Annotated in this window: 22 protein-coding genes and 1 tRNA gene; 9 read left to right on the top strand and 14 right to left on the bottom strand. The window is 72.2% G+C overall.

The features are described 5' to 3' along the window. Positions 1-104: 104 nt before the first annotated feature. Together CRP27_RS07730 and CRP27_RS07725 are read right to left on the bottom strand one after the other, a co-directional pair. Positions 105-719, bottom strand: coding sequence for a TetR/AcrR family transcriptional regulator (locus CRP27_RS07730; protein WP_097180096.1), 615 nt, complete (start codon positions 717-719; stop codon positions 105-107). A 276-nt stretch (positions 720-995) separates the two neighbouring features. Continuing rightward, the gene (locus CRP27_RS07725; protein WP_097180095.1) at positions 996-1778 is read right to left on the bottom strand and encodes a trimeric intracellular cation channel family protein; all 783 of its coding nucleotides are present in this window, start codon (positions 1776-1778) and stop codon (positions 996-998) included. 69 nt (positions 1779-1847) lie between these two features. Between CRP27_RS07725 and efeU the strand changes: the two genes are divergently transcribed. The 3 genes from efeU to efeB are packed head-to-tail and all read left to right on the top strand — an operon-like array spanning position 1848 to position 5921. Further along, positions 1848-3437 (top strand): iron uptake transporter permease EfeU, encoded by a 1590-nt coding sequence (gene efeU, locus CRP27_RS07720; protein ID WP_097180094.1) that lies wholly within the window; start codon positions 1848-1850, stop codon positions 3435-3437. Beyond that, positions 3424-4647 carry an iron uptake system protein EfeO gene (gene efeO, locus CRP27_RS07715; RefSeq protein ID WP_097180093.1) on the top strand — a complete coding sequence of 408 codons (1224 nt, stop codon included), beginning with the start codon at positions 3424-3426 and terminating at the stop codon, positions 4645-4647. Before efeU ends, efeO begins: the two co-directional genes overlap by 14 nt. Continuing rightward, positions 4644-5921, top strand: a complete 1278-nt coding sequence (efeB, locus tag CRP27_RS07710; RefSeq protein ID WP_097180092.1) for an iron uptake transporter deferrochelatase/peroxidase subunit — start codon at positions 4644-4646, stop codon at positions 5919-5921. Before efeO ends, efeB begins: the two co-directional genes overlap by 4 nt. A gap of 361 nt (positions 5922-6282) precedes the next feature. Here the strand turns inward: efeB and CRP27_RS07705 are convergent, their stop codons facing one another. The 4 genes from CRP27_RS07705 to CRP27_RS07690 form a co-directional block, all read right to left on the bottom strand. Then, positions 6283-8616 carry a bifunctional UDP-sugar hydrolase/5'-nucleotidase gene (locus CRP27_RS07705; RefSeq protein ID WP_097180091.1) on the bottom strand — a complete coding sequence of 778 codons (2334 nt, stop codon included), beginning with the start codon at positions 8614-8616 and terminating at the stop codon, positions 6283-6285. Between the two features lie 95 nt (positions 8617-8711). Next, complete coding sequence (locus tag CRP27_RS07700; RefSeq protein ID WP_097180090.1) at positions 8712-10526, bottom strand: thiamine pyrophosphate-requiring protein; 1815 nt, start codon at positions 10524-10526, stop codon at positions 8712-8714. A 33-nt stretch (positions 10527-10559) separates the two neighbouring features. After that, positions 10560-11486 carry a sugar phosphate isomerase/epimerase gene (locus CRP27_RS07695; RefSeq protein ID WP_097180089.1) on the bottom strand — a complete coding sequence of 309 codons (927 nt, stop codon included), beginning with the start codon at positions 11484-11486 and terminating at the stop codon, positions 10560-10562. Next, positions 11483-12652 carry a Gfo/Idh/MocA family protein gene (locus CRP27_RS07690; RefSeq protein WP_097180088.1) on the bottom strand — a complete coding sequence of 390 codons (1170 nt, stop codon included), beginning with the start codon at positions 12650-12652 and terminating at the stop codon, positions 11483-11485. The genes CRP27_RS07695 and CRP27_RS07690 overlap by 4 nt, the downstream gene beginning before the upstream one ends. Positions 12653-12733: 81 nt before the next feature. Between CRP27_RS07690 and CRP27_RS07685 the strand changes: the two genes are divergently transcribed. The 3 genes from CRP27_RS07685 to CRP27_RS07675 all read left to right on the top strand — a co-directional run bounded on the left by CRP27_RS07685 (position 12734) and on the right by CRP27_RS07675 (position 15137). Beyond that, a complete protein-coding gene (locus CRP27_RS07685; protein ID WP_097180087.1) occupies positions 12734-14158 on the top strand; it encodes a glucose-6-phosphate dehydrogenase in 1425 nt (474 codons plus the stop codon). Between the two features lie 27 nt (positions 14159-14185). Beyond that, on the top strand, positions 14186-14971 hold the full coding sequence (locus CRP27_RS07680; RefSeq protein WP_097180086.1) for a dienelactone hydrolase family protein: 786 nt from the start codon (positions 14186-14188) through the stop codon (positions 14969-14971). Between the two features lie 93 nt (positions 14972-15064). Next, positions 15065-15137, top strand: a tRNA-Arg gene (locus CRP27_RS07675). 81 nt (positions 15138-15218) lie between these two features. Here CRP27_RS07675 and CRP27_RS07670 read toward each other — a convergent pair. The 7 genes from CRP27_RS07670 to CRP27_RS07640 all read right to left on the bottom strand — a co-directional run bounded on the left by CRP27_RS07670 (position 15219) and on the right by CRP27_RS07640 (position 22361). Then, on the bottom strand, positions 15219-15836 hold the full coding sequence (locus CRP27_RS07670; RefSeq protein ID WP_141399714.1) for a pyridoxal 5'-phosphate synthase: 618 nt from the start codon (positions 15834-15836) through the stop codon (positions 15219-15221). Beyond that, on the bottom strand, positions 15833-16666 hold the full coding sequence (locus CRP27_RS07665; protein WP_176505502.1) for a creatininase family protein: 834 nt from the start codon (positions 16664-16666) through the stop codon (positions 15833-15835). Before CRP27_RS07665 ends, CRP27_RS07670 begins: the two co-directional genes overlap by 4 nt. Continuing rightward, positions 16663-18036 carry an FAD-binding oxidoreductase gene (locus CRP27_RS07660; protein ID WP_097180085.1) on the bottom strand — a complete coding sequence of 458 codons (1374 nt, stop codon included), beginning with the start codon at positions 18034-18036 and terminating at the stop codon, positions 16663-16665. Before CRP27_RS07660 ends, CRP27_RS07665 begins: the two co-directional genes overlap by 4 nt. A 117-nt stretch (positions 18037-18153) precedes the next feature. Further along, positions 18154-19341 carry a nitrate ABC transporter substrate-binding protein gene (locus tag CRP27_RS07655; protein ID WP_097180084.1) on the bottom strand — a complete coding sequence of 396 codons (1188 nt, stop codon included), beginning with the start codon at positions 19339-19341 and terminating at the stop codon, positions 18154-18156. Between the two features lie 68 nt (positions 19342-19409). Next, a complete protein-coding gene (locus CRP27_RS07650) occupies positions 19410-20279 on the bottom strand; it encodes an ABC transporter permease (protein ID WP_097180083.1) in 870 nt (289 codons plus the stop codon). After that, positions 20279-21046, bottom strand: a complete 768-nt coding sequence (locus CRP27_RS07645) for an ABC transporter ATP-binding protein (protein WP_255257476.1) — start codon at positions 21044-21046, stop codon at positions 20279-20281. Before CRP27_RS07645 ends, CRP27_RS07650 begins: the two co-directional genes overlap by 1 nt. Positions 21047-21083: 37 nt before the next feature. Then, positions 21084-22361 carry an amidohydrolase family protein gene (locus CRP27_RS07640; RefSeq protein WP_097180082.1) on the bottom strand — a complete coding sequence of 426 codons (1278 nt, stop codon included), beginning with the start codon at positions 22359-22361 and terminating at the stop codon, positions 21084-21086. A gap of 187 nt (positions 22362-22548) precedes the next feature. Between CRP27_RS07640 and CRP27_RS07635 the strand changes: the two genes are divergently transcribed. Together CRP27_RS07635 and CRP27_RS07630 are read left to right on the top strand one after the other, a co-directional pair. Next, positions 22549-23166 carry a helix-turn-helix domain-containing protein gene (locus tag CRP27_RS07635; RefSeq protein ID WP_079236828.1) on the top strand — a complete coding sequence of 206 codons (618 nt, stop codon included), beginning with the start codon at positions 22549-22551 and terminating at the stop codon, positions 23164-23166. Then, a complete protein-coding gene (locus CRP27_RS07630) occupies positions 23163-24116 on the top strand; it encodes a PDR/VanB family oxidoreductase (protein WP_097180081.1) in 954 nt (317 codons plus the stop codon). Before CRP27_RS07635 ends, CRP27_RS07630 begins: the two co-directional genes overlap by 4 nt. A gap of 9 nt (positions 24117-24125) precedes the next feature. Here the strand turns inward: CRP27_RS07630 and CRP27_RS07625 are convergent, their stop codons facing one another. Next, a complete protein-coding gene (locus CRP27_RS07625) occupies positions 24126-25523 on the bottom strand; it encodes an amidohydrolase family protein (protein ID WP_097180080.1) in 1398 nt (465 codons plus the stop codon). A gap of 155 nt (positions 25524-25678) precedes the next feature. Here CRP27_RS07625 and CRP27_RS07620 point away from each other — a divergent pair, with 155 nt between their 5' ends. Further along, positions 25679-26977, top strand: coding sequence for an amidohydrolase family protein (locus CRP27_RS07620; protein ID WP_097180079.1), 1299 nt, complete (start codon positions 25679-25681; stop codon positions 26975-26977). The last annotated feature ends 18 nt before the right edge of the window (positions 26978-26995 follow it).

Raw genomic sequence — 26995 nt, 5'->3', positions numbered from 1 at the left:
TCCGCGCATGGTGCGAGGCCCGCAGGCTCCCACACTGCACGGAACCTCGCACACTGCGGAGAGCGCGCGGCGCGGCGCACGCGCCGCGGCGCGCCGCGCGCGCGTCAGCGGCGGCGGATGACCGCCTCGACGAGGGCCGCCACGACCTCGCCCGGGTTCACCCCGGGCAGCGCCTCTGCGTCGAACACGATGCCCACGTTCGCACCGATGAGCACGGTGGCGAAGTCCTCGAGCGGCATCCCGGGGTCGATCTCCGGGTGCGCGCCGAACCACAGCTGCACGAGCTCGAGCACGCCGTCCTGCAACTCGCGGCGCTGCCGGACGAACTCGGGCAGGAACTCCGGGTGCCGCATCGCGTAGCCGCGGAACTCCGACAGCAGCGCGAACTGCGGCCCCTGGTCGTGCCGGCCGAACGCGGCCCGGACGACGTCCCCGATGTCGACGGCGGCGATGTCCGCGCGGACGAGTTCCCGCAGTGACCCGAGGACCAGGTTGGTCGCGCGCTGCATGACCTGCGCGAGCAGGTCCTCCTTCGACGAGAAGTTCGAGTAGACGGCGCCCTTGCTGAACCCGGCGCGCGCGGCGACGTCGTCGAGCCGGGCCTCGTGCACGCCCTGCTCGGCGAAGACGGCGGCACCCGCCAGCAGCAGGCGTTCGCGGACCTCCGCGCGGGGAGTGCGCGGGCTGGGGGAGGCGGGGACGGAAGCGTCGTCGCTCATCGGTTCCTGGTTCGACGGGGCCCGTCGCGGTCCGTCGGGTCCGGCTTCGGCGGGCTGGCGTGGTGGTGGGTCACGGCCATTCTGGTGCAGGCGTGCTGCGGTGGGAGACCTGCCGCGCCGCGCGTCTGATCCCGCGCGGCATCAGCGAAGCCCCCATCCACACGTCCGTTCGAACCGCCGCGTTCGGGTCGCGTCGGTGCTGGGAACGGACGACGTGTGCCGAGTCGATACCCGGCGGTACCGATCGTACGCCGGAGCACCGACAGATGACACCCCTCAGTCGCCGGAGGTGTCGACGCCCGACTCGTTCTCGTGGTGCACGCTCCCCGCGCCGGACCGCCGACCGGGCCGCCGGAGCAGCCGGATCGCGTCGGGACGGAGCTTCCGGCCCCGTTGCAGGAGGGACCCCAGGGTGGACTTCGGCTGCCAGTCGCGGCCGTTCGGCAGGCCCCAGCCCCACCGGACGGCACCCCACCGCAGGACGAGTGACAGCACGATCGCGGCGACGATCCCGATGGACGGCGATCCGAGGTGCGAGGCGATCACCATCACGGCCGACGCGGCGACCGCCACGGTGGCGTAGAGCGCGTTGCCGCCGAACACCGCCGGGACGCGGCGGAGCATGAGGTCCCGCATCGCGCCGCCGCCCACCGCCGTGATCGTGCCCATGATGATCGCGGCCGGCCAGTCGAGTCCGGCGTCGAAGGTGCGTTGCACGCCGACCACCGACCAGAAGCCGATCACGGCGGCGTCGAGCACGGTGAACAGTCGGTCCCAGGTCAGCTCGGAGAACGAGACGAGGAACGCGATGAGCGCGCCGGCGATGGCGACGGGCACGTACAGCGGGTCGACGAGGGCGACCGGCGGTCCGTTCTGCAACAGCGTGTCGCGGAGGATGCCGCCGCCGAGCCCGGAGACGAACCCGACGACCAGGAACCCGAACAGGTCGAAGTCCATGGTGCGGGCGAGTGATCCGCCGAGCAGCGCGGACGCGAAGACGCCCGCCAGGTCGAGCACGTTGGTGACCGATGCGAGGCCGTCGACGGACAGCAGGTTCATGAGAACCATCAAACATCACCCGCGGGGAGTGGCGGGTCGGAGTGCGGTTAGGTTAGCCTCACCTTCGTCATGCTCGCCACTCTCGTCATCGGCCTCCGCGAAGGCCTCGAAGCGACGCTCATCGTCGGCATCATCGCCGCGTTCCTCCGTCGCAACCGTGTCCCGCTCGCCCCCATGTGGCTCGGCGTCGGGGTGGCCGTCGTGCTCAGCGTCGCGGTCGGCTTCGGCCTGCAGGTCGTCGAGCAGGCACTACCGCAGGCCCAGCAGGAGGGCATGGAGGCGATCATCGGCATCGTCGCCGTCGTCTTCGTCACCGGCATGATCGTCTGGATGCGCACGCACGCGCGCAGCCTCACGAAGGAACTCGAAGCGAGCGCGACCGAGGCCCTGGGCCGTGGCACCGCCTGGGCCCTCGCCGGCATGGCGTTCCTGGCCGTCCTCAAGGAGGGCTTCGAGACCGCCGTCTTCCTGCTCGCCACGTTCCAGGCCTCGACGGACACCGGACTCGCGGCGCTCGGCGCGGTCATCGGCATCGCCGGCGCCGTGGTCGTCGGGTACGGCATCTACACCGGCGGCGTCCGGCTGGACCTGTCGAAGTTCTTCACCGGCACCGGGGTCTTCCTGGTGTTCGTCGCGGGCGGCCTCGTGCTGACCGTGCTCCGCCGTGCGCACGAGGCCGGCTGGATCGTCATCGGGCAGCAGCGCACCGTCGACCTCAGCTGGCTCGCGCCGAACGGCTCCGTGCAGGGCGCCCTCGTCACCGGCGTCCTCGGCATCCCGCCGGACCCTCGCGTCATCGAGGTCCTCGGCTGGGTCCTCTACGTCGTCCCGGTCCTCGCGATCTCGCTGTGGCCCCGCGCCTGGCGTCCGTCCCGCGCGCGGGTCCCCGTCGTACGGCTCGGCATCGCCGGTGTCCTCGCCGTCGCGGCAGCGGCACTCGCGATCGCGGTGCCGACCGGTGGTGCAGACCTCCCGCGCACCACCGCCGTCACCGGCGACGCCACGTCCGTCACGGCGTCCGTCGACGGTGCGACGGGCGTCCTCCGCACCACGGGCAGCGGACAGGAGGCGCGACTCGCGTTGCCGGCATCGGCCCACCGTCGCGTCACCCGCGCGGGCGTGACCGCGGACCGCTGGCGGCTGACCGAGGACGCCACGGCCGCGCAGCGGCCGACGAGCCTGACGCTCGACGACCTCGTCGACCTGTTCGGCCGCGTGCCGGTCGGGATCTCGCCCTCGACCGACCCGGGTCCCTTCACCGCACGCTGGTCCGTCCGTGACACGGTGAGCCTGTGGACCGTCCGTGGTGGGGTCCTGGACGCGAGCCGCGCGGAACGCACGGTGCTCACGCTGAGCGGTGGGGGCCTCCCGGCCGCTCGCACCACCACGCTCGACCGGACCGTGTGGTCCGTGCCGAACGCGACCGTCCAGCGATCCGCTGCCGCCGTGGCGGCCGCGGACACCCGCAGTGCCGAGCTGCTGCTCTGGAAGGCCTGGCTGCCGATCGCCCTCGGCATCGCCGCCGCTGCCCAGGCACTGCTCGCGCTGCGCGACCGACGACGCCGGCCCGAGCCCACGACCACCACCCCGGAAACCGATCCGTCGCGCGGCCCACCCGCGGACGACCCCACAAGGAGCACTGAGTATGCCCTCCGCTAGGACAGCCCGCCCCCTGATCGCCCTCGGCGCCCTCGGCGTCGTCACCGCCCTCGCCCTCACCGGTTGCGCGAACTCGTCGCCGTCGGCAAGTGACGACGCGAGCAGCTCCGGCAAGGTCTCCCGTGTCTCCGTCACGCTGACGAACGACGGATCCGACGAGTGCGCCGTCTCGGAGACGAAGGTCCCGGCCGGCCCGGTCACGTTCACCGTGAAGAACGAGTCGTCGACCGCCATCACCGAGGTCGAGCTGCTGCAGGACCAGCGCATCCTCGGCGAGAAGGAGAACCTCGCGCCCGGTCTCGACGCCGTGCGGTTCACCGCGACGCTCACCGGCGGGAAGTACCAGGTGTACTGCCCCGGTGCCGAGCACGAGCTCACCGACTTCACCGTCACCGGCAAGGTGACCTCGACGGCGAACAGCAGCGCCGCCACGCTGCTCGACGAGGGCACCAAGGGCTACGCCGAGTACGTCGACGGCCAGGTCACCGACATGGTCACCGCCGTGCAGCAGTTGCAGGCCGACGTCGACAAGGGCGACCTCGCCGCGGCGAAGACCGACTACGCGAACGCCCGGCCGTTCTACGAGCACGTCGAGAGCGACGTCGACGGCTTCGTGAAGAAGGGCCACAAGGCCACCGACAACGCCGGCAACCTCGACTACCTCATCGACATGCGCGCGTCGAACCTCGATCCGGCGGTCGGCTGGAGCGGGTTCCACGCGGTCGAGAAGGACCTGTTCCAGGCCGGGGCGATCACCGACACGACGAAGCAGACCGCGGCGGACCTGACCGAGAACGTCGAGCTCCTCGCGAAGCTCGTGCCGACCCTCGACTACAAGCCGGAGGACCTCGCCAACGGTGCCGCCGGCCTGCTCGAGGAGGTCCAGTCGAACAAGGTCACCGGCGAGGAAGAGGCGTACAGCCACATCGACCTCGTCGACCTCGCCGCGAACGTCGAGGGCGCACGACAGGCCTTCGCGTACCTCAAGCCGGGCCTGACGAAGCTCGACCCGACGCTGACGAAGCAGATCGCGAAGCAGTTCGACGCGACGAACACGCTCATGGACGGGTACCGCAACGCGGACGACCTCGGTGGGTTCGACACGTGGGACGCGGCGACCAAGGCCTCCGACGCGAACACGATCTCGCAGCAGGTTCAGGCGCTGCAGGACCCGCTGTCCCGCCTCGCCGAGAAGGTCGCGACCGCGTGACGACCCCACCCGTCTCCCGGCGCGGGCTGTTCGGCGCGGGTGTCGCCGCAGCCGGCGCCGGCGTCGGAGCGGCGGCCGGGATCGCCGGAGCCACCGCCGCGACCGGGGTGAACCCGTTCGCCGCGGCGACGAACGGCGACGAGTCGATCGACCTCTCGCAGAGCCACCCGTTCTACGCGACCGCCGCCCGGCAGCCCCAGGGCGGCGTGCGGACCGCACCCCAGCGGTACTGCGTGTTCATGACGTTCGACGTGTCGTCGACCGTGGTGACGGACCTGCAGGTGCTGCTCGCCCGCTGGTCGGCCTCGATCGCGCAGCTGCAGGCGGGCAAGACCGTCGGCAGTGTCGAACCCGCGCACGGCGACGGCGTCGGCGCGGACACGGGGGAGGCGCTCGACCTCGGACCCGCGTCCCTCACCGTGACGGTCGGACTCGGCCCGGGGATCTTCGACGAGCGCTTCGGGCTCGCGTCGAGGAAGCCGGCGCACCTCGCCGCGATCCCGACCCTGCCGAGCGACAACCTCGACGAGGGCCTCACCGGCGGTGACCTCTCCCTGCAGGCCTGCGCCGACGACCCCCAGGTGGCGTACCACGCCGTCCGCGACCTCGCGCGGATGGCTCGGGGGACCGCGACCGTCCGGTGGACCGTGCTCGGCTTCGGCCGTGCCTCGGCGGGGCCGGACCAGTCGACGCCGCGGAACCTCATGGGGTTCAAGGACGGCACCCGCAACATCACCACCGACGAGGACTACGACCGCTTCGTGTGGATCGACGACGCCGGCGACGGCGCGGACTGGATGCGCGGCGGCACGTACCAGGTGGCCCGGAAGATCCGGATGAACATCGAGATCTGGGACGCCGACGTCGTGAGCGACCAGCAGCGGGTGTTCGGCCGGACGAAGATCGAGGGCGCACCGCTCTCCGGAGGCTCCGAGCACACCACCCCGGACTTCGCTGCTGTGCACGAGGGTGGCGAGACGAAGATCGACCCGACGTCGCACATCGCCCTCGCCGCGCACGAGGCGAACGGCGGTGTGAAGATCCTCCGGCGTCCGTACAACTACACGGACGGCCTGAACCAGTACGGGCAGCTCGACGCCGGACTGCTCTTCACGGCCTACATGAACGACCCGGAGCACTTCACGATGCTCCAGCGGAAGCTCGGTGCCTCGGACCGCCTGAACGAGTACATCTCGCACATCGGGTCCGCGGTCTTCGCGGTGCCGCCCGCGCCCCGCAAGGGCTCCTACATCGGCGAGCAGCTCTTCCGCTGACGCGGTGAGTGGGTGCCCTCCGTCGTTTCCCTGGAGACGGAGAGCACCCGCGTCGCGGAGTCCCCCGGGCGGAACCACCGTCCGGGCTGAGAGGCGACCCAGCGCGACGCGTCGCGATGCGACAGGCAGAGCGTACCCCGCAGATCGCCGGAACCGCAGGGAAGTACCGGGATGGGACAGGCTTCTTTCCCACCCGCCGACGCGGGCCGACGCGGCGGACCGGCACCGTGCCTCCAGTGCGGACGGGAACGGGCCGTCCCACCATGGTGAGACGGCCCGTTCCCTGCCTGGAGGTGGGCCCCACCCGCCGGTCCCGACGCGACGCGTCAGCGGCGTGGCGGCCGTGCCGGGAGGGACGGTGTCAGTCCGTCGCGACCGTCGCCTCGCGACGTGCCCGGTTCCGTCGCACGAGCACCAGCGCAACGAGGCCCGCGAGGAGCAGCACGCCCGCCGCGATGGCCGGCGCCGCGATCTCGGCACCCGTGTACGCGAGTGCTCCGCCGGCGTTCGCCGGGACGGTGCCGTCCACGACGCCGTCGCCGTCGGTGTCGACACCGGCTGCGCCGTCGTCGCCGCCGCCCGCACCCGGCGTGCCGGGGTCGGTCGGGTCCGTGGGGTCGGTCGGGTCGACGACCGCGGCGACGGGGATCGTCACCGCGAGGGTGATCGTCTGCCCGTTCGGCAGCGAGACGACGAGCGGCTCGTCCGTCGTGGCGGCCGGCGTGACCGCGGCGGCGAGGGTCGTCGTGGCGAACGCACTGGCAGCGGCAGCGACCGGGTTCGTGGTCGCTCCGGGCACCCGGAAGGTCAGTGTCGCGGTGCCCTGCTCGTCGGTCTTGTCGATCACGGTCGGGTCGACGTCGGCGGTGGCGAGCGGGTCGCCGTCGCCCGCGGCGATCGAGACCGTGCCGGCCTTCGCCGGGTCGTCGCTCGAGAACACGAGCGAGGAGAGTCGCACCGAGACCTCGTCACCGGGCTGGAAGCCGCCCTCGGGGGTCGGGGTGACCGTCACGCCGACGGCTCGCTGGTCGGTCGGCGGGGTGACCTTCGGGTTGGTGGTGAAGTAGTCCACCTGGGCCTGCAGGTCCACCTGGCCCGAGTCGGCCTTGTTCGTGCCGGTCGCGAAGGCGGCGAAGTTGTCGCCACCGGTCGACAGGAACGAGTTGACCGTGACCGTGAGCGTGTCGGTGAGGGCGATCGGCTCGCCGTCGAGGGTCATCGCGGTGATGCGCTCGCCGCGGCCCTTGGACGGGTCGTAGGTGTAGGCGAAGCCGTTCGAGACACCGAGCTTGAGGAAGGGCCGCTCGAGGCCGTCGGGCTGCCACTGCTGCTCGAGTGCGTCCTTGATCTGCTGCCCGGTCATGTCCTCGGTGACGAGGGTGTTCGCGAACGGCTGGACGAGCGCCGCCTCCTTGTAGGTGACGGTGCCGTCGGGGTCGCCCGCGCCGCTCGACGCGTACAGCATGTCGGTGCGGAGGCCACCCGGGTTCATGAAGGCGACCTGCGAGCCGTTCCGCTCGGTGGCGGCGCGCTGGACCTCGGCGATGGAGTTGCCGAGCGCCGACTCGCCACCGCGGTTCTCGGAGGTGCGGTCGGACTGGACGGCGCGGCGCAGGTCGCCGGTGATCTCACCGAGCTTCTCGCCGCCCTTCACGTCGGCAACGGCCTTCGCTGCGGTGACGATCCCGGAGACCGCGTCCACCGACGTCTGGTCGGCGGGGACCGTGGTCTCGGCGTTGACCGACTTCACCTCGGAGGTGATGCCGGTCAGCTTCTTGTCCGCACCGACCGTGAGGCGCAGGTGGCCGTAGTTCACGCCGTACGAGCCGGTCTGGATCACCGGGCGCTTCGTGCCGTCCGGGCCGGCGATCGAGTGGTCGTACGTGGCGTGGGTGTGCGCGGAGACGATGGCGGAGACCTTCGACGAGACGCCGGCGGTGATCTTGCCGAACGCGCCCGTGCCCGTGGCGTCGGCGATCGCGCCGGTGGTGGCGCCCTCGTGCACGAGCAGCACGAGGACGTCGGCCTCGCCGTTCTCCGGGTCGCCGTCGGTGAGGTCGGTCGCGTAGCGGTTGACCTGGCTGACGATCGGGGCCATCGCGAGGCCCTCGACGCCGCCGGGGCTGACGAGGCCGGGGATGAGGTCCTCGGTCGTGGCGCCGATGAAGCCGACCTTGACGCCGCCCTTCTCGACCACCTCGAAGGGGGTGAACGCCGGGTCGGTCGTGCCCTGCTTGACGATGTTCGCGGAGACGTACGGCCAGTCGGCGCGGTCCTCGATGCGGCCGGTGAGGTCGCTCTGACCCTTGTCGAGCTCGTGGTTGCCGATCGCGCTGACGTCGAGGTCCATCGCGTTGAGGGCGTCGATCGTCGGCGCGTCCTGCTGGATGAGCGAGGTGAACGTCGAGGCGCCGACGTTGTCGCCGACGCTCGCGAAGATGGTGTTCGGGTTGGCCTCGCGGTAGGACTGCACGACGCCGGCGAGCTTGGCGGCGCCGGCGGCCTTGTCGGCGGCGGTGCCCTCCGACTCGATGCGGCCGTGGAAGTCGTTCACGTCGAGGATGTCGATCGTGGTGTCGCCGTCGGCGGCGAGGGCGGCTGACGGGACGGACAGGGCGACGAGGACGCCGGCGGTGGCGAGTGCTGCGCCGCCGACGAGGCGCCGACGTCGGCGCGGTGAGGTGTGAGCGTTCATCGCGCTCGAACCTATGAAACCGCACAGCCGCCGCGCCAGAGTTGGAACAACACGTCACGTGTTGTTCACATGCCGATGCCCCTGCGGCCGGGCCCTCAGTCGCGGCCGAGGGCGCCCTTCACCCGCTCGACCGCCTCGGCGGCCATCGCCTTCGCGGAGTCCTTGACCACGCCGAGCTCGACCGGGTCGCCCTTGAGCAGGCTCTTCGCCGTGTTCACCGCGTACTCGGCCGTGATGTGCGGCGGCAGCGGCGGGACGTTCCGGCTCACGTACGCGTCGATCACCGTCACGCCCGGGTTCGCGAACGCACGCTCCACCGCAGCCTGGACCTCGTCGTCGTCGTGCACGGCGATGCCCGTGAACCCGAGGAGCTCGGCGTACCCGGCGTAGTCCATGGTCTCGACGTCCTGCGAGCCACGCCACATCGGGTTGCCGTCCTCGGTGCGCATCTCCCACGACACCTGCCCGAGGTCGTCGTTGTGCATGATCACGACGACGAGCTGCTGGTTCGGCCAGTCCGCCATGTACTTCTTCACGGTGATGAGCTCGTTCATCCCGAGCATCTGGAACGCGCCGTCGCCGATGGTGCACACCGCCGGCCGGTCCGGGAAGGCGAACTTCGCGGTGACGGCGTACGGCATCGCGGCGAGCATGGTCGCCAGACGCCCGGACATGTCGCCGTGCATGCCGCGCCGGAGCCGGATGTGGTGGCCGTACCAGTCCGCGGTGGTGCCGGCGTCGCACGTGACGGTCACGCCCTCGGGCAGGTGCTCGTTCACGGCGCGGATCACCCGGCGCGGGTTCACGCCGTCGTCGTAGGCGACCTCGGCCTGGCGGGCCATCTCTGCCTCCCACTCGCGCATCTCGTCGGCGAGCCGCTCCTGCCAGGACTTGTCGGTCTTCTCGGTCAGCAGCGGAAGGAGGGCATCGAGGGTCGTACCCACGTCGCCCCAGAGGTTGAGCTCGGTCGGGTACCGGAGGCCGAGCTGCTCGGGCTTGATGTCGACCTGTGCTCCGCGGGCCTGTCCGGTCGCCGGCAGGTACTCGCCGTACGGGTAGTTCGTGCCGAGGAGCACGATCGTGTCGCACTCCTTGATCTGGGTGAGGCTCGGCCGGGAGCCGAGCAGTCCGACCTGCTGCGTGTGCCACGGCACGTCCGACGGCACGACGTCCTTGCCGCGGAGCGCGGTGATGATCCCGGCGCCGGCCTTCTCGGCGGCGGCGAGGACCTGGTGCGTCGCACCCCGGGCGCCCGCACCGACGAGGAACGTGACCCGCTCGCCGGCGTTCACCAGCTCCGCGAGCTTGGCGATCTCGTCTGCCGGCGGCGTGATGCGCGTGGACGGCGCGACATCGCTCGACCGCGACACCCAGTGCTCGGCCGCGGGCGCCTCGTACGCCATGGCCTGCACGTCGTGGGGGAGGACGACGACCGCGGGCTGCTTCCGGAGCATCGCGGTCCGGAACGCGGTGTCCACGACGACCCCGACGGCGTCCGGGGTGGCCACCGTCTCGACGTAGCACGCGACGTCTGCGAAGACGCGTTCGAGGTTCGACTCCTGCTGGGTGAACGTCCCGACGGAGGCGAGCCCCTGCTGCCCGACGATCGCGACGACCGGCTGGTTGTCCATCTGGGCGTCGTACAGGCCGTTGAGGAGGTGGAAGGCGCCCGGGCTGGACGTCGCGACACAGACCCCGACCTCGCCGGTGAACTTCGCGTGCGCGGTGGCCATCAGCGCCGCGATCTCCTCGTGCGTCGGCCGGACGTACTCGAGCGCCCGGTCGCTGCCGTCCGCCTTGCCGAGGGCCCCGTCGAAGGCGCCGATGCCGTCGCCGGGGTACCCGAACACGCGGGACACTCCCCACGCCTTGATGCGGTCGATGACGAAGTCGCTCACGGTCGTGCTCATGCGACCAGGGTGCTCGGCGATTCCTGTACGCGCTCAGGCCTCCTCGGCGATGAGCGGACGGAGGGTCCGGTGCGCGATGCGGAGCCCCTCGAGGACCTTCTCGTCGGTGCCGCCCCACAGCGGGTCCTCGTGCTCGACGCTCAGCGTGCCGTCGAAGCCCGCCTCGTACAGCCGGTCGACCACGTGCGGCCAGTCCACGACCCCGCGCCCGGGCACCCGGAAGCGCCACCAGCCCATGTCCCACGGGTCGTCGCCCTTGTCGACCTTGCCGAAGAACCCGTACCGGTTGCGCTTCGCGGGGAAGAGCTCGAGGTCCTTCGCCTGCGCGTGCACGATGTGCTCGGCGAACGGCAGGATCGTCTCCAGCGGGTCGATGCCGATCCAGGTCAGGTGCGACGGGTCCCAGTTCAGGCCGAAGCCCAGCCCGGTGACCCAGTCCCAGAGCTCGGGGGAGTACGCGAGGTTGCCCGGGTAGCCGTCCGGGTGCCAGCCCTCCATGACACAGTTCTCGACGATGAGCCGGACACCGCGTTCCCCGGCGTAGTCGACGAGCTCCGGCAGGACCCGGTCGCCGAGGCGCATGTTGTCGCGCACCGACTTGCCGTTGTCGCGGCCGATGAACGTGCCGACGTACGGCACACCCAACCTCGCCGCGGCGTCCACGGACCGTTTGAGGTGCTCGTGCACCGACGCTCGGCGGTCGAGGTCCTGGTGCAGGTTGTTCTCGTAGTACGCGAACGCCGAGATCTCGAGGCCGGTGCGGTCCAGCAGCTCCCGCGTGGCCTGGGCATCGTCGTCCGTGAAGGTGGCCACGGGCAGGTGCGCCGCCTCGAAGTCGCGGCCGCCGGTTCCCGGCCAGACACCGACCTCCAGCCGCTCGTACCCCTGCTGCTGGGCGAACCCGGCGATGCGGTCGAGCGACCACCCTGGCAGGCAGGCGGTCAGCATGCCGAGCTTCATCGGATCTCCCTCCACGTGCCGTCGGCTGCGCTGCCGATCACGGCGTCGATGATGCGTGCCGAGCGTGCCCCGTCGGCGAAGGTCGGCAGCCCCTCGGGCCAGCCTGCTGGGTCCGACCCGCTCCGGACGGCGGCGTACGTGTCCGCGACGAAGGCGGCGAACGCGTCGAGGTAGCCCTGCGGGTGGCCGGCCGGCACGAGCGCCAGCCGTCGCTGGTCCGGGACGCCGAGCGCCGGGTCGCGGACGACGATCTGCGCGCCGCGCTCGTTGCCGAACCACGCCGACTCGGGCTGCTCCTGGTCGAACGCCGCCGACCCGCGGGTGCCGTCCACCTCGAACCACAGCCGGTTCTTCCGCCCGGCCGACACCTGCGAGATGACGACGTTGCCGATCCGACCGGTGCCGGTGCGGAAGGTGGCGACCGCGGTGTCCTCCGTCGTGACCTCGGCCCGCTGCGAGGCGTCCGCGACGGGGTCGGGGTCGGGGGAGCCCGAGAACGAGGGGCCGGAGGCAGCCGGTCGGGTGGGGTAGACGACGTCGGTCGCGGCGGAGACCGAGGCGAAGGGGTCGCCGGTGACGAACTCGACGAGGTCGCACCAGTGCGAGCCGATGTCGGCGAACGCCCGGGAGAGCCCGCCCGACCCGGCGTCGACCCGCCACGACGACGCGTCCTCGTCGAGCATCCAGTCCTGCAGGTAGTGCCCGTGCACGGCGAGCACGCGGCCGAGGTCACCGTCGGCGATGCGGCCCCGGATCTCGCGGATGATCGGGTGGTAGCGGTACACGAACGGCACCGTCGCGACGACGCCCGCCTGACGTGCCGCGTCCACGAGCTCGGCGGCCTCTGCGGCGTCGATCGCGAGCGGCTTCTCGCACACGACGTTGATGCCGGCACGGATCACTGCCAGGGCCTGCGGGTGGTGCTGGTCGTTCGGCGTGCAGATGTGCACGACGTCGGGTGCGTCCGCGATCACCTCGTCGAGGGAGGCGTACCCGCGGGGGAGGTCGAGCTGCGCGGCCACTTGCTCGGACCGCGCCTGGTTCCTGCCGAGCACCCCGAGGACCTCTGCCCCGGCCGCGCGAGCGGCCCGCGCGTGGACCCCGGCGATCATCCCGGTCCCGACCACGGCGACGCGCAGGCGTCGCCCTCCGTACCCACTGCTCATGGTGCTCCCTCGCGCCGAACTGGTCCCACCGTATCGGCGTCTCCCGGCCACGCGCCGGAACGCATGAGTACGTTCTGGGGCATGTCGAGCCTCCAGACCTCCCTGCTCATCCTCGGTGCCAGCGGCGACCTGTCCAAGCGCCTGCTGCTGCCCGGCCTCGCCACCCTGCTCGAGGTGAAGACCGACTGGGACGTCCAGCTCGTCGGCGCCGGCGTGGAGGACATCTCGGACGCCGACTGGAAGGCGCAGGTCCGCGAGTCCTTCGAGAACGCGCAGGCGTCGAAGAACGAGGAGGACGAGGGGGCGAAGGACGGCGGTGAGCGGCTGAGCAAGCGGCTCGTGGACGTCATCGAGGCCTCGTCGTACCGGAAGGCCGACGTCACCGACGCCGACGACCTGCGCGCCCTGCTCGGTGACTGCGAGCACGACCCGGCGATCTACTTCGCCCTGCCGCCCGCCGTCACCGAGAAGAGCTGCGCCGTGCTCAAGGGCATCGACCTGCCCGCCGGGACCCGACTGGCGCTCGAGAAGCCGTTCGGCACCGACGCGGCGAGCGCCGAGTCCCTGAACGACCTGCTGCACTCGTTCCTGCCGGAGGAGCGCATCCACCGCGTCGACCACTTCCTCGGGCGCTCCACGGTCCTCAACCTGCTCGGCCTCCGCTTCGCGAACCGCATCGTCGAGCCGCTGCTCTCGAGCGCGCACGTCGAGCGCGTCGACATCGTCTACGACGAGACCCTCGGTCTGGAGGGACGTGCCCGGTACTACGACAAGGCCGGCGCGCTCGTCGACATGATCCAGAGTCACCTCCTGCAGGTGATGGCCGTGGTCGCGATGGAGGCACCGGCGTCGATCGACGCCGACGACCTCCGGACCCAGAAGGAACTCGTGCTGCGCGCCGTGCGGCCGTGGGGCGGCGACGTCGTGGCCGCGGGCAAGCGCGCTCGCTACACGGCGGGTTCGGTGGGCGATCGGGAGTTGCCGAGCTACGTCGACGAGGACGGGGTCGACCCCTCGCTCGGCACCGAGACCCTCGCGCAGCTCACCCTGGAGATCGCGAACTGGCGCTGGGCGGGTGTGCCGTTCACCCTGCGGTCCGGGAAGGCGCTCGCGGAGCAGCGGCGCGAGATCGTCATCACGTTCAAGGACTCACCGCACGTCCCCGTCGGACTCACCGGCGCGCAGCGTCCCGACCGGCTGCGCATCTGGATCGCCCCCGACGAGATGCAGCTCGAGCTCAACGTCAACGGTCCAGGGGATCCGTACACGATCGACCACACCACGCTCGAGACGACCTTCAACCCCGGTCGGCTGAGCGCCTACGGCGAGGTCCTCGCCGGCGTGCTCGAGGGCGACGCCACGCTCTCCGTCCGCGGCGACAGCGCCGTGCAGGGCTGGAAGGTCGTCGAGCCGTTCCTGCAGGCCTGGCGCGACGGGAAGGCCCCGCTCGACGAGTACGCAGCCGGCTCGGCGGGACCCGGGTCCTGGGACAACATCGACGCGTGACGAGCACCGCCGCGTAACGTCCCCCACGTGACCACGATCGACGACGTCCTGCAGACCGTTCCCGAACCCGCCGGATCCGACATCCGTGTCGAGCCGGTGCGCTACGACCACGAGGGCACCGCGTTGCGCGGCGTCCTCGCGAAGGACGCCGCGATCGCCGGTCCTCGCCCGGCCGTGCTGGTGGTGCACGACTGGCACGGCGTCAACGAGCACGTCGAGGCGCGCGTGACGATGCTCGCCCGCCTCGGGTACGTCGCGTTCGGCGCGGACGTCTACGGCGAAGGCGTGCGCCCGGGGGACGACACCGCCGGGCAGGTCGCGGGCTCGTTCTACCAGGACCTCCCGCTCATGCGGGCGAGGACCCAGGCCGGCCTGGACCGGCTGCGCGCGGATCCCGACGTGGACCACTCACGCATCGTCGTGATGGGCTACTGCTTCGGTGGCTCGGCGGCACTGGAGCTCGCCCGTACCGGGGCCGACGTCGTCGGGGCGGTGTCGTTCCACGGCAACCTGCTCGCCCACGACCCGTCCGACGCCGACGCGATCCGCGCGAAGCTCCTCGTCCTCACCGGGGCGTCGGACCCCGTCGTGCCGGACGAGAAGGTCGCGGCGTGGCAGGACGAGATGCGTGGTGCGCCGCACGTCGACTGGCAGGTCGTCACGTACGCCGGGGCGATGCACGCGTTCGCGGTGCCCGGCACCGACGCGCCGGACCACGGGGCGCAGTACCAGGCTCGTGCGGATCGTCGGTCCTGGCAGGCGCTCGAGGTGTTCCTCGCCGAGGTGTTCGACGAGGAGCTCGGCGGGCTCTGAGCGGGCGACACGCCGGACGGTCGTGCTGCGCCCCGCTCGATTGGCGTCGGGGCGGCACCTGTTGTAGAGTCTTCCACGGCCGCAAGGCCACCTGCGCTCGTAGCTCAATGGATAGAGCATCTGACTACGGATCAGAAGGTTGGGGGTTCGAGTCCCTTCGAGCGCACGCAACACCGAACAGACCGAAGGCCCCGTCGCATCGCGACGGGGCCTTCGTCGTTCCCGGACCGGAACAGGATCGCGTCGATCACCCCGGCCATGACGCCGTCGACCACGAACCGTCCGTGCGCCGCTCGTACGCGACCCGGTTGCTCGCCGCGTCCGTCGCCCCGCGCCAGAACACCATCCGCATCGGGGTGAGCGCGAACCCCGCCCACGTGCTCGGCGGCTGCAGGTCGGTGCCCGCCCGCTCGCGGTCGAACGCCGCCCAGACCTCGCGGCGCCGGTCCGGGGTGTCCGCGGCGGCGGCGTGGTCGTTCACCCACGCGAGCACCTGCAGGTACCGCGACCTGGCCAGGTAGGCGAGCCGTGCTTCCCGGTCGGTGACCGCTGCCACGTCGCCGACCACGACGAGCTGGCGGGCGTCCTCCGGCCAGTGCAGGGTGACGGCGGCGCGGGGGAGCGCAGCGAGCTCGGCGACCTTGCGGCTGCGCGCGTCGGTGTGGAAGTGCAGGCGCTCCCCGTCGAAGAGCGAGAGCAGCACCGTGCGGGCGGCGGGGTAGCCGTCGAGCCCGACGGTGGAGAGCGTCATGGTCGGACCCGGTCCGTCGGCCGCGGACGGGAGCCAGGTGGCGGCCAGTGCGAGGGGGTCCGCCGGGGCCGGCGCTTCCTGGTCGACCACGTCCGGCCCCGACGGCACGGTCACGAGACCGCCGTGGCGGCGACGGGCAGCGGACGGGCCACCGCCGGGTCGAACCGTGCGATCTCGTGCAGGGACGCCACGGCCTCGGCGACGGAGTGCTCCCACAGGGCGGCACCGTACGACGCCGACGCTCGGCTGGCGTCACCGACGACCCCGGGGGTGCCGAAGTCGTCGGACAGCCACCCGAAGGACACCGGGCCGCCGTTGAAGGCGATCTTCTCGAAGCCGGCGATGTGCTCCGGCACCCAGCGCTCCGCGAGCGACATGTCGACCAGGTCGGGGCGCAGGTGCAGGATCATCGACGTCTCCGCCGCGCCGCCGTGGATCCCGAGTCCGAGCTCGTCGGCGTCCTCGCCGTCCGGGCCCGGTACGCGGGCGAGGGTCGGCATGAGGAAGGTCTTCAGCCCGTAGCGCTTCCGGATCTCCCGGAGCGCGACCTGCAGCAGGGCGACGTTGCCGCCGTGCCCGTTGGCGAACACCAGGGTGCCGGCGCCGGTGAGGGCGACGGCGCGACCGATCTGCACCGCGGTGTCGAACATCGTGTCCGCGTCGAGCCACACGGTGCCTGGCGCCCAGCTGTGCTCGTCGGACTTCGTGAACGACAGCGTCGGGAGCTGCCACACGTCGAGGCCCTCCGCCGCGGCCTGTTCGACGGCGGCCCCACCGATGTGCTCGGCGAGGAGGTGGTCGGTGAGGAGCGGCAGGTGCGGACCGTGGTGCTCGACGGCACCGGTCGGCTGGACGACGATCGTGTCCGGCCCGAAGCCGGCAGCGACGGCGGGCCCCGACAGCTCCGCGAGCCGACGCGAGCGCGCGGTACCCACGGTGCTCACTTCCCGAACCCCGGCACGACGGGCTGCGCGGACGCGGTGGAGCCACCGCTGACCACGAGCGACGGGTCGATGACGTGCCCGGGGTTGAGCAGTCCGGCGGGGTCGGTGCGCTGCTTCAGCGCGACGAGCTCCTCCACCCCGTGGTCGACGTAGTACTGGTGGGGGCTGTGCACCCGGACGCCGAGCTCGCGGAGCACCGGGTAGCCGGCGTAGACGTCCTCGGCCCCGGTGTACGGCGCGGTGAGCATCCCGATCGGGCCGACGTGCGCGGCCTCGATGTGGAGCATGCCGCCCGGGTAGACGGCCTCGACCTCGGCGATCCTGTCGATGAGCGCCTCGCCGCCGACCTCGACGTGGAAGTACTCGGTGTCCGCCGTGTTCCGCTTCAGCCACCAGATCGGGTGGTTGTACGACAGCATCGACACCTTCGTGGTCTGCTGGAGCCCCTCGCGGACGTCCAGGACCTCGCCACCGGCAGCCTCGATGCGCGCACGTGCCTCGTCGAGCACGGCGTCGTCGATGATCGCCCGGAGGCTCGCGCGGTCGTCGGGGATCGCGAGGTCGGACGGCAGCGTCGCGGCGACCTCGGCGCGGTCGGCGCTCACCAGGCGCGGCACGGGGTCGAGTCCACGCAGCGTGCGGACCGCGACGAGCGCGTCCTCGAAGGTCGGGAACGCCGCGTAGACCGCGCGCCACTCCTGCAGGGGTTCGAGCCGGACGGTGGCGCGGGCGATGACGCCGGCGGTGCCGTAGGTGTGCACGAACGGCTGCGCCTCGTCGCCCTCGACGTGCAGCAGGTCGTCGGCGCCGGGGAGTGCGACGTCGAGCGCCGTGACGAAGCCCTGCCAGTTCGACCCGTGTGCGATCGACCCGGTTCCGCCGGAACCCCCGGACAGGAAACCGCCGATGGTCGACTGCGCGGTGGACGGGTACATCCAGAGCTGCTGGCCCGTGGCCGCGGCCGCCTGCTCCAGGGCGACCATGGACGCGCCCGCCTCCGCGGTGATCCAACCGTCGCCGACCTCGACGACGGCGCGTGCCCGGGACGTGTCCAGGACGAGTCCGCCGTGCAGCGGGATGCCCTGGCCGTAGTTGCCGGTGCCCTTGCCACGGGTGGTGACGGGGACGCCGTGCCGGACGGCGACCTGCAGGGTGGCGGCGATGTCGTCGGCGGAGGCCGGCGACGCCACCAGGTCGGCGAGGCCGAGCGGCAGCTGCTCGCTGAGGATGGGGCTCATGGTCGCCTCGTCGACGGAGGCGCGGGCCCGGGTGCGCTCGTCGGCGCTCACGCCGCGCTCGCCGAGCAGGGCGACGAGCTCGGCGCGGAGCGCCTCGACGGCGGTGGGGGAGACGGGGGTGACGGTGGTCATGCTCACTCCTGGGATGTGGGTGGTGCGGAGACAGCGGACGGGAGGCGCGGGGCGGTGGTGCACCGCGCCTCCCGTCCGGTGGGTGGTCGGCCCGCGGACGACGCGAGCCGACCGGTGTCAGTTGCCCAGACCGATGGACTTGTCGAGGAACTCGTTCGTGTACAGGTCGGAGGGCTTCAGGCCGCTCTTGACGTCACCGGTGCCGGCGAACACGGGGGTCGCCTTCTCGATGAAGTCCTGCATGCGCTGCTCGTCCATCGACCCGATGTAGCCGTCGGTGTCCTTCGCGAGACCGAGCTTCACCATCTGGGCCGCGGCGAACGCGCCGACCTTCGAGTCGTAGGTCCAGCCGTTGTTGTACTGCTGCACGAGCTTCGTGATGAGGTCGTTCGTGGCACCGGGGGACTTCAGGTAGTCCACGTCGGCCTGCTGCATGACCGGCACGAGCTTCTTCAGGCACGGCTCGAGCTTGGTCAGGTCGCCGGTGCGGACGGACATCGCCTCGGGGTAGGGGTTCCAGCCGGTGCTCGAGACGAGCGCGTAGTCGACCTTCTTGCCCCAGGCCGCGACCTGGTTCTGGTAGATGTACGGCTCGGCGGTCGCGAAGCCCTGCTGCGCGTCCTTGCCGCCCGCGGACACGAACTTCGACGGTGTGCCGTCGTAGCTGCCGTCGAGGACCTTCTTCGGCAGGATGCCGGACTGCTCCAGGTACGTCATGTACGCCGCACCGTTGAAGTAGCGCACGACGCCGTCGTTCTTCTCGAGGGCCTTGCCGAGGCTCTCGATGCTGTCGACCTCCGGGTACGTCTTCGGGTCCCACATGATCGACATCGGGGACTGGTCGTTCTCGGCGAACACCGCCGTGGTGGGCAGGTTGCCGGAGAACTGCACCTGCTCGTCGGTGGACATGTACCCGAGGGTGATGTCCTTGTCCTGGTACATCTGCGACGCGACCTTGGTGTAGCCGATCGCCGGGCCGCCGGCACGGATCTCGAGCTTGACGCCGGTGCTCTTGCCGTTGGCGTAGAGGTCGCCCGTGACGGTCTTGCCGGACGCGTCGATCGACGGGTTCGGGCCGAGCATCTGGTACAGGTGGCCGTGCTCGCCCTCGGGGTTCCAGTCGGTCTGGACGACGACGGTCGCGGGGCACGCGCCGGAGAGGTCGACCTTCGGCCCGGAGGCGGTCGTCGAGGTCGCGGCGGTCGTGCCGGTGCTGCCGGCCGAGCCGGCCGCGCAGCCGGTCAGGGCGATGGCGGTGGCGGCGAAGGCGGCCGTGGCGACGCCGAGGCGGGAGGTGGTGCGCATGGAGGCTCCGTTCGTGGTGCGGGTCTCGTGGTGCTGTGGTGGGAAGGGGGTGGGTACGGGGAAGGTGGTCAGCTGAAGTCGTGCCAGCGACCGACGGCCAGGCGGCCGATCAGTCCGAACACGAGGAAGACGGCGACGCCGTAGAGCGAGGCGATCAGGATGGTCGCGTACAGCTCGGGGCCCATCAGGCGCGAGGCCGTGACCTGGATGAGGACCCCGAGCCCGGGGTTTCCGCGTTGGAAGAACTGGTCGCCGACGATCGCGCCGATGACGCTCAGCCCGGCCGAGGTGCGCAGGCCGACGAAGATCGACGGCAGCGCGGCGGGGAACTGCAGCTTGACGAGCTGGGCGAACCGGCCGGCGCGCTGCAGTTGGAACAGCTCGCGCTGCGCGCGGTCGGCGGACTGCAGGCCGAACAGCGTGTTCGACACCATCGGGAACAGCGCGATCATCACGGTGACGATGACGCGGCTGACGAACTCGTAGCCGAACAGGGCGCCGATGAGCGGCACGAGGGCGAGGATCGGCACGCACTGCAGCACCACGGCGTACGGGTACAGCGAGTTCTCGAGCCACTTCGCCTGCGCCATCGCCATGGCCCAGACGACGCCGATCACGATCGCGAAGCCGAGGCCGGTGAGCGACACGACGGTGGTGCGTCCGAGGGCGGACCAGAGGTCGGAGCCGAAGGTGGACGGCGACCCGTCCGGCATGGTCGGCGCGACGATCGCCTTCGCCACGAGGTGCGGGTAGGGCACGAGGAACGCCAGGCCGCGGACGTGGTCGTAGTAGGCGGCGGCCGCGTACCAGATGCCGACGAGCACGGCGAGGACGACGACGGGCTGCCACCACGCGATGCCGCGCCGGGTCCGGGGAGCGGCGCGACGGGCGGCGGCCCGGACCGCCCGGGTCTCGGCGGCCTCCTGCAGGGTGACCATCAGCGGTGTCCTTCCCGGAGCGCGTGCGAGACCTCGCCGACCAGCTCGGCGAACTCGGGGGTGAAGCGGATGTCGGGGTCGCGGGGCATCGGGAACGGCACGTCGAACCGGCCGACGATGCTGCCGGGGCGTCCGGACATGACGATCACCTCGGTGGACAGGTAGACGGCTTCGGAGACCGAGTGGGTGATGAAGAGCCCGGCGAACTGCTGCTCGACGAAGAGCCGGAGGAGCTCGTCGTTGAGTCGTTCGCGGGTGATCTCGTCGAGGGCACCGAACGGCTCGTCGAACAGGAAGAGCTCCGGGTCGAGCGTGAGCGACCGGGCGAGTGACACACGCATCCGCATGCCGCCGGAGAGCTGCTTCGGCAGGTTCGTCTCGAAGCCGTTCAGGCCGACCAGGTCGATGGCGTGGGCGGCCTTCGCGGCTCGCTCGGCCTTCGAGACGTGTCCGAGCTCGGCGAGCAGCTCGACGTTGCCCTGGACGGTGCGCCAGGGCAGGAGCGTGGCGTCCTGGAAGACGTAGCCGATGCGGTCGGCTGCGACACCGGCCGACCCGTCCGACGCGGTCTCGAGGCCGGAGGCGATGCGGAGCAGCGTGGACTTGCCGCAGCCGGACGGGCCGACGACCGAGACGAACTGGCCGCGGTCCACGGTGAGGTCGACGCCCTGCAGGGCGATGGTGCCGTTCGGGAAGGTCATCTCGACGTTGCGGAAGTCGAGCAGCGTGTCCGTCGTGGCGACGGGTGGCGGGGCGGTGGTGGTCACGATCACCTCGGGGTCTCGGTGCGGGCGGGCGGTGGGGTCAGGCGGGGACGGCGGCCGTGGCCGGCGCGGCGACGGTCCGTCGCACCTCGGTGCGGGCGACGAGTCGCCCGCGGGACAGGACGATGCGGTCGGCTGGAGCGTTCGCGACGGCGTCGGTGACGCTCGTCGCGGCCACGGCGAGCAGGTCGGCGCGCCGCCCGGGGACGGGACCGGCGGCCGGGAGGCCCATCACGCTCCGGGCGGTGTCGCTCACCATCGCGAACGCCTGGTCCGGCGTCACGTGGCCGGCGGAGACGAGCAGCGACGCGGTCTCGAAGGCGTCGCTCCGGCCGACCGGGTTGAAGGGGTCGCGGACGTTGTCCGCGCCGGCGGCGACGCGGACGCCGGCGTCGAGGAGCGCCTGGATGGCGGTCAGTCCCCGCGGCGTGGCGACCGGGTGCTGCCAGCCCTGCAGGTACAGGTTCGTGATCGGGAGCGTGATCACCCCGAGGTCGGCTGCGGCCACGTCGGCGACCACCTCGGCGAGACGCTCGGGCCCCAGGGTGCCGAGCCGGACGCAGTGCCCGGCGGAGTACTGCCGGTCCCGCCGCAGCGAGCGCGACGCCCGGGCGTAGTGGTCGAGGGTCACCGGGCCGTCGAGGCTCTCGTCGGCGTGCAGGTCGACCCCGAGGCCCCGTCGGCGGGCGATGGCGAGGAGCCGGTCGACGTCGGCGAGGGGGTCCTCGGCGAGGTGCGGGGCACCGCCGACGAGGTCCACGCCGAGGTCGAGCACCGCCTCGACGTGCTCGTCGGGGGCGAGCGGACCGGCGAGGGCGACGAGCTCGATGTCCATCAGGCCAGCGAGTTCGTCGCGGACCTGCACGAGGGCACGGGCGCCGCGCAGGGCCTGCTCCGTGGTGGCGGGCCGGTCGGCCGCGCTGTGCCGGCCGCTGAGGACGTCGACGTGGCTCCGGACGGCCGTGGTGCCGGCGGCGAGCAGCGTGAGGGCGGCGGTCCGGGCCCGGTCGGCGATGTCCTCGACGGTCATGGTCGTCGCGTGCGCTGTCCACGAGGCGATCGCGGCACCGAGATCTCCGAGCGGCGGCCGGATGGCGTCGGCGCTGAGGGCCTTGTCGAGGTGGGCGTGCGGTTCTGCCGGTGCGGTCAGGAGCAGCCGGCCGCCGAGGTCGATCGTCTCCTCCGCCGGGGCAGCGAGCGTGCCGGCCGGTGCCACGGTCGAGACGGTCGCGCCCTCGATCGCGACGTCGACGGAGCGGCCGTCCGGCAGCAGCGCTGAGCGCAGGAGGGCGATCGGGCGGGGCGCTGACGAGTCCATCCGGAGCCTCTCGATCGTGTGTGAGAATGTTGATCGCATCAACATCTCCGATGCTAGGGCGGCAGTGTTTCCCTCTCGTTTCGAGGCGGTTGCCGTGTGTGACGCCCGCCCCGACGCGACCGGGAGCGGGAACGAGTGTTCCGGCCGACCGGTCGGGACGGCCCCACCGAGGACGAGAGGAGCGCGCGTGAGCACCGGCACCACCACCGAGACCGACCGCGTCGTCGACGACCAGACCCAGCGGATCGGTGAGCACATCCGTGCCCGTCGACGCGCCGCACGACTGACGCTCGTGCAGGTCGCCGAGCTGACCGGTCTGTCGCACCCGTTCCTCAGTCAGGTCGAGCGCGGGCACTCGCGCGCCAGCATGGTGTCCCTCGAGAAGATCGCCGCGGCGCTCGGGACGACCCAGGTCGAACTGCTCGCCGCCGGTGCCCCGGAACGACCGGAGCGCGACGTCCGCCTGCCCGAGGTGATTCGTGCCGGCGAGGGTGCCCGCGGACCGTTCTCGAGCGGCGAGGCCCGGCTGCTCGTGCACGCGGGCCCGCACGCGTTCGAGCCGCTGGAGTGGGTCGGCGACAACACGGACCTCGGCGAGTACTTCGAGCACCACGAGGACGAGTTCCTCACCGTGCTCGCCGGCCGCGTGCACCTCGACCTGCGCGGACAGGGACCACTCGACCTCGGTCCGGGCGACTCGGCGTACTACCGCGGCGGCACCGGCCACCGGTGGTGCAGCGCGGACGGCACCCGTTTCCACATGATCGTGGTCAAGGAGACCCCGCGCGCCGGAGCGATCGCGTGAGCGCCGTGCCGGAGCGTCGGCGGCTGCGCGTCGCCGCTCGCCACCAGGTCGCCACCGAGGTCGTCGCACTCGACCTGGCCCCGGTCGACGGGCCGGCGCTGCCGGACTGGGAACCCGGAGCCCACGTCGACCTCGAGGTCGCTCCCGGGACCGAGCGGCAGTACTCGCTCGTCACGACGACGCCCGACGGGCACTGGCGGATCGCCGTGCTCCGCGAGCCCGACGGCCGCGGTGGATCGGTCGCCGTGCACGAGGGACTGGCGGTCGGCGACGAGGTCGTGGTGGCCGGACCGCGGAACCACTTCGGCCACGACCCGGCGCGCCCCGCGGTCTTCGTCGCCGGGGGCATCGGGATCACGCCGATCCGGTCGATGATCGCCGCCGCCGAACGCGCCGGCACCCCGTGGGAGCTCCACTACGCGGGGCGGTCCCGCGACCGCATGGCGTTCGTGGACGAGCTCGTCGCCGCGTACCCCGACCGGGTCGCGGTGGCCGCGGCCGACGAGGGCGTCCGGCTCGACGTCGACGCGCTCCTCGCCGCACCGCGCGACGCGGTCGTGTACTGCTGCGGGCCGCGCGGGCTCATGGACGCGGTCGAGGCCGCTGCCGCGCACTGGCCGGCGGGCAGCGTCCGCGTCGAGCGCTTCGAGCCCGCCGCGGACGTCGACGCCCCCGGCGAGGCCTTCGAGGTCGAGCTCGCGGTCACCGGCGTCACCGTGACGGTCCCCGCCGACCGGACCCTGCTCGAAGTCGCGGAGGACGCCGGTGCCTTCGTGCTCTCGTCCTGCCGGGAAGGCACGTGCGGCACCTGCGAGACCCCCGTGCTCGAGGGCTCGGTGGAGCACCGGGACACTGTGCTCAGCCCGGAGGAGCAGGCCGACGACCGCACCATGATGGTCTGCGTGTCCCGCGCCCGGCGCGGCTGCCCGCGGCTGGTGCTGGAGCTCTGACCGGCGGGACTACGGACGCTCGGTGCCGTCGAGCGCGCCGCCGGTGAGGACGGACAGGCGCTCCAGCCCCGCTTCGGCCACGAGCTGTCGGGCCAGCGGACGTGCTCGTTCGACCGCCTCACGCACGTCCACCCGGGTGACGTCGCCGTCCGCGACGCTCAGCTCGCCGTCCACCCAGACGTCGCGGACCTCGCGGCTGCCGGCGACGAAGACCACCGCCTGGTAGGGGTCGTGGACGTTGGCGAGGGTCGGGGAGTCGCCGTCGAGGACGACCAGGTCCGCGCGCTTGCCCGGCTCCAGCGAGCCGATCTCGTCCTCCATGCGCAGGGCTCGGGCGCCGCCGATCGTGCCCATCTCGAATGCTTCGCGGGCGCTCATCGCGGTGGCCTGCAGGTCCCGCACCCGGGCGAGCAGCGCGGCCGTCTTCATCGCCTGCAGGAAGTCCTGGGAGTCGTTCGACGCCGGGCCGTCGACCCCGATGCCCACCGGCACGCCGAGCGCTCGGAGTTCCGCGATCGGCGCGATGCCACTGGCGAGGATCCCGTTCGCGACCGGGTTGTGGGCCACACCGACGCCGTTGGCCGCGTACCGCTCCCGGTCCTCGCGATCCACCCAGACGCTGTGGGCGGCGATCACCGGGACCTGGAACATGCCCGTCGCCTCGGCGTGCCCGATGGCCGTCCGACCGGTGCGCTGTCGGGCCGCGGTGACCTCCTCCCGCACCTCGTGGAAGTGCACGTGCACGCCGTGACCGCCGGCGACCGCGTAGTCGACGTGCTCCTGCCAGGTGTCGTCCGTGTACCGCCCGATCGACGAGACGCCGACCCGGAAGGTGCTGTACCGGCTGGCGGCGGCCGCCTCGCGCAGGGCCTCGAACTCCTCCAGGATGGGCGTCGCGCCGAAGTCGCGGTCGACGTCGCCGGAGCCGAACGACACGACCCCGCGCAGCCCGAGCTCCTCGAGCGCCTGCACCACACCGGGCGTCGCCGGTTCGTCCGGCACCGGGTCGGCGCAGAACATGTCGTTCGCCGTCGTCACCCCGCTCCGGAGCAGCTGGATGCCCTGCAAGACCGTGCCCGCGTGGGCCTTGTCGCGGGTCATCACCGGGTTGACGCGTCCGATCAACGCCGTGAGCCACTCCCACAGCGTGTACTGCGAACCGATCCCGGTGATGAGCCCCTCGCTGAAGTGGCCGTGGGTGTTCACGAAACCGGGCGTGACGATGTCGTACGCACCGCCGCGCACCGGTGCGTCCGGGTGGGCGGCGGCGAGGTCGGCGTACGTGCCGACCGCGGCGATCCGGTCGCCGTCGAGGAGCACGGCCCCGTCGCGGATCGCGGCGGGCGTGGCGGCGCCGTCGGGTGCTGCGGTGAGCACCCATCCGGCGCGGATCAGGGTCTGCGTCATGGGGCGAACCTACGGTCGGCGTGTTCCCCGGGTGTTTCCGCCCGGTTACCCCGCGGTGCCGGCCGGGGGACCCGGAACGCCGGGACCGAGCAGGTGCGTCGTCCGTGCCCCACCCCGTCACGGGCCGGAAACAGGGGACTGCTAGAAACACCACCATGCTGACCGTCACCGGAGCCCTCCGCGTCCTCGTCGACCCCCGGACCGAACGGGAGGGCGACGTCGTCGTCGACGACGGCAGCGACCTCGCCACCACCCTCGACGCGTCCGGGTGCGTCGTCACCGCCGGTCTCGTCAACGCGCACCACCACCTCCTGCAGACCGCGTTCCGCACCCTGCCCGGGACCCGCGGCGTGCCGATGGCGGACTGGCTCCCGGCGATGGCCGCGGCGTACGGCCGGGTGGGGCACGATCCCGAGCTCTACGCACTGGCCGCGTCCGCCGGAGCCGCGGAGGGCCTCCTGTCCGGTGTCACGACCATCGCCGACCACCACCTGAACTGGCCAGCGGACGCGACCGCGGACGACACCGTCGCGCTCGCGGCGGCCACGGTGGGGGCGGTCCGCGGTCTCGGCGGTCGGCTCGTCTTCGTCCGTGGTTCGGCACGGGACGACCCGGACCGCGCCGCGGCCTCGGCGGACGCGATCGCGTCGCGGCTGCTGCACGACGACGCCGTCGGCGGTGTGGACCCGGACGGCAGGCTCCAGGTCGCCGTCGGCCCGGCAGGCGTGCACTCCGACGGCGAGGCGACCTTCCGGGCGCTCGGCGAGGTGGCGGCGCGGCACGGACTCCGCCGCCGGACCCAGGCGAACGAGCAGGTCGACACCGCGATCGCACTCGAGCGCTACGGCCGTCGTCCGCTCGACCTGCTCGAGGAGTGGGGGTGGCTCGCGCCGGACGTCACGATTGCGCACCTCTGCGACGTCACCGACGACGAGATCGCCCGACTCGCCGCGGCCGGCGTGACCGCGACGCACGCCCCCGGGTGCGACGTGCCGATGGGGTGGGGCGTCGCGCCCGTCGCCGAGCTCCTCGCGGCAGGGGTGCCGGTCGGTCTCGGCACGAGCGGCGGCGGCAGCAACGACGCCGGACACCTGCTCGCGGACGCCCGGCTCGCGATGCAGGTCTCGGCGCTCGTCGGTCCCCAGCTGCCGGCGCGCCAGGTGCTCGGCGCAGCGACGGAGGGCTCCGCGGCGGGGCTCGGTCGGCCGGAGCTCGGGCACCTCGGTGCCGGGAGCGCGGGGGACCTGTGCGTGTGGGACGTCTCCGGGGTGGCGGACGCGGGCGTGGCCGACCCCGTCGCGGGGCTGCTCTGGGCATCGCCCGGTCGTCGGCCGCGGCACGTCGTGGTGGGCGGGCGCGTGGTGGTGCGGGACGGTGTGCTCGTCGAGGCGGACGAGCACGAGCTCGCGGCGCGGCTCGCGGAGCGGCTGGCTCGGACGCCCGCGGTCGCCTGACGGGAGCGGGCGGGCGGC

Origin of the sequence: Curtobacterium sp. 314Chir4.1, assembly GCF_900215175.1 — a bacterium.
GTDB lineage: Bacteria > Actinomycetota > Actinomycetes > Actinomycetales > Microbacteriaceae > Curtobacterium > Curtobacterium pusillum_A.
Note: the sequence above shows the minus strand (reverse complement) of the source record. Positions and strands in the feature narration are given on the sequence as shown.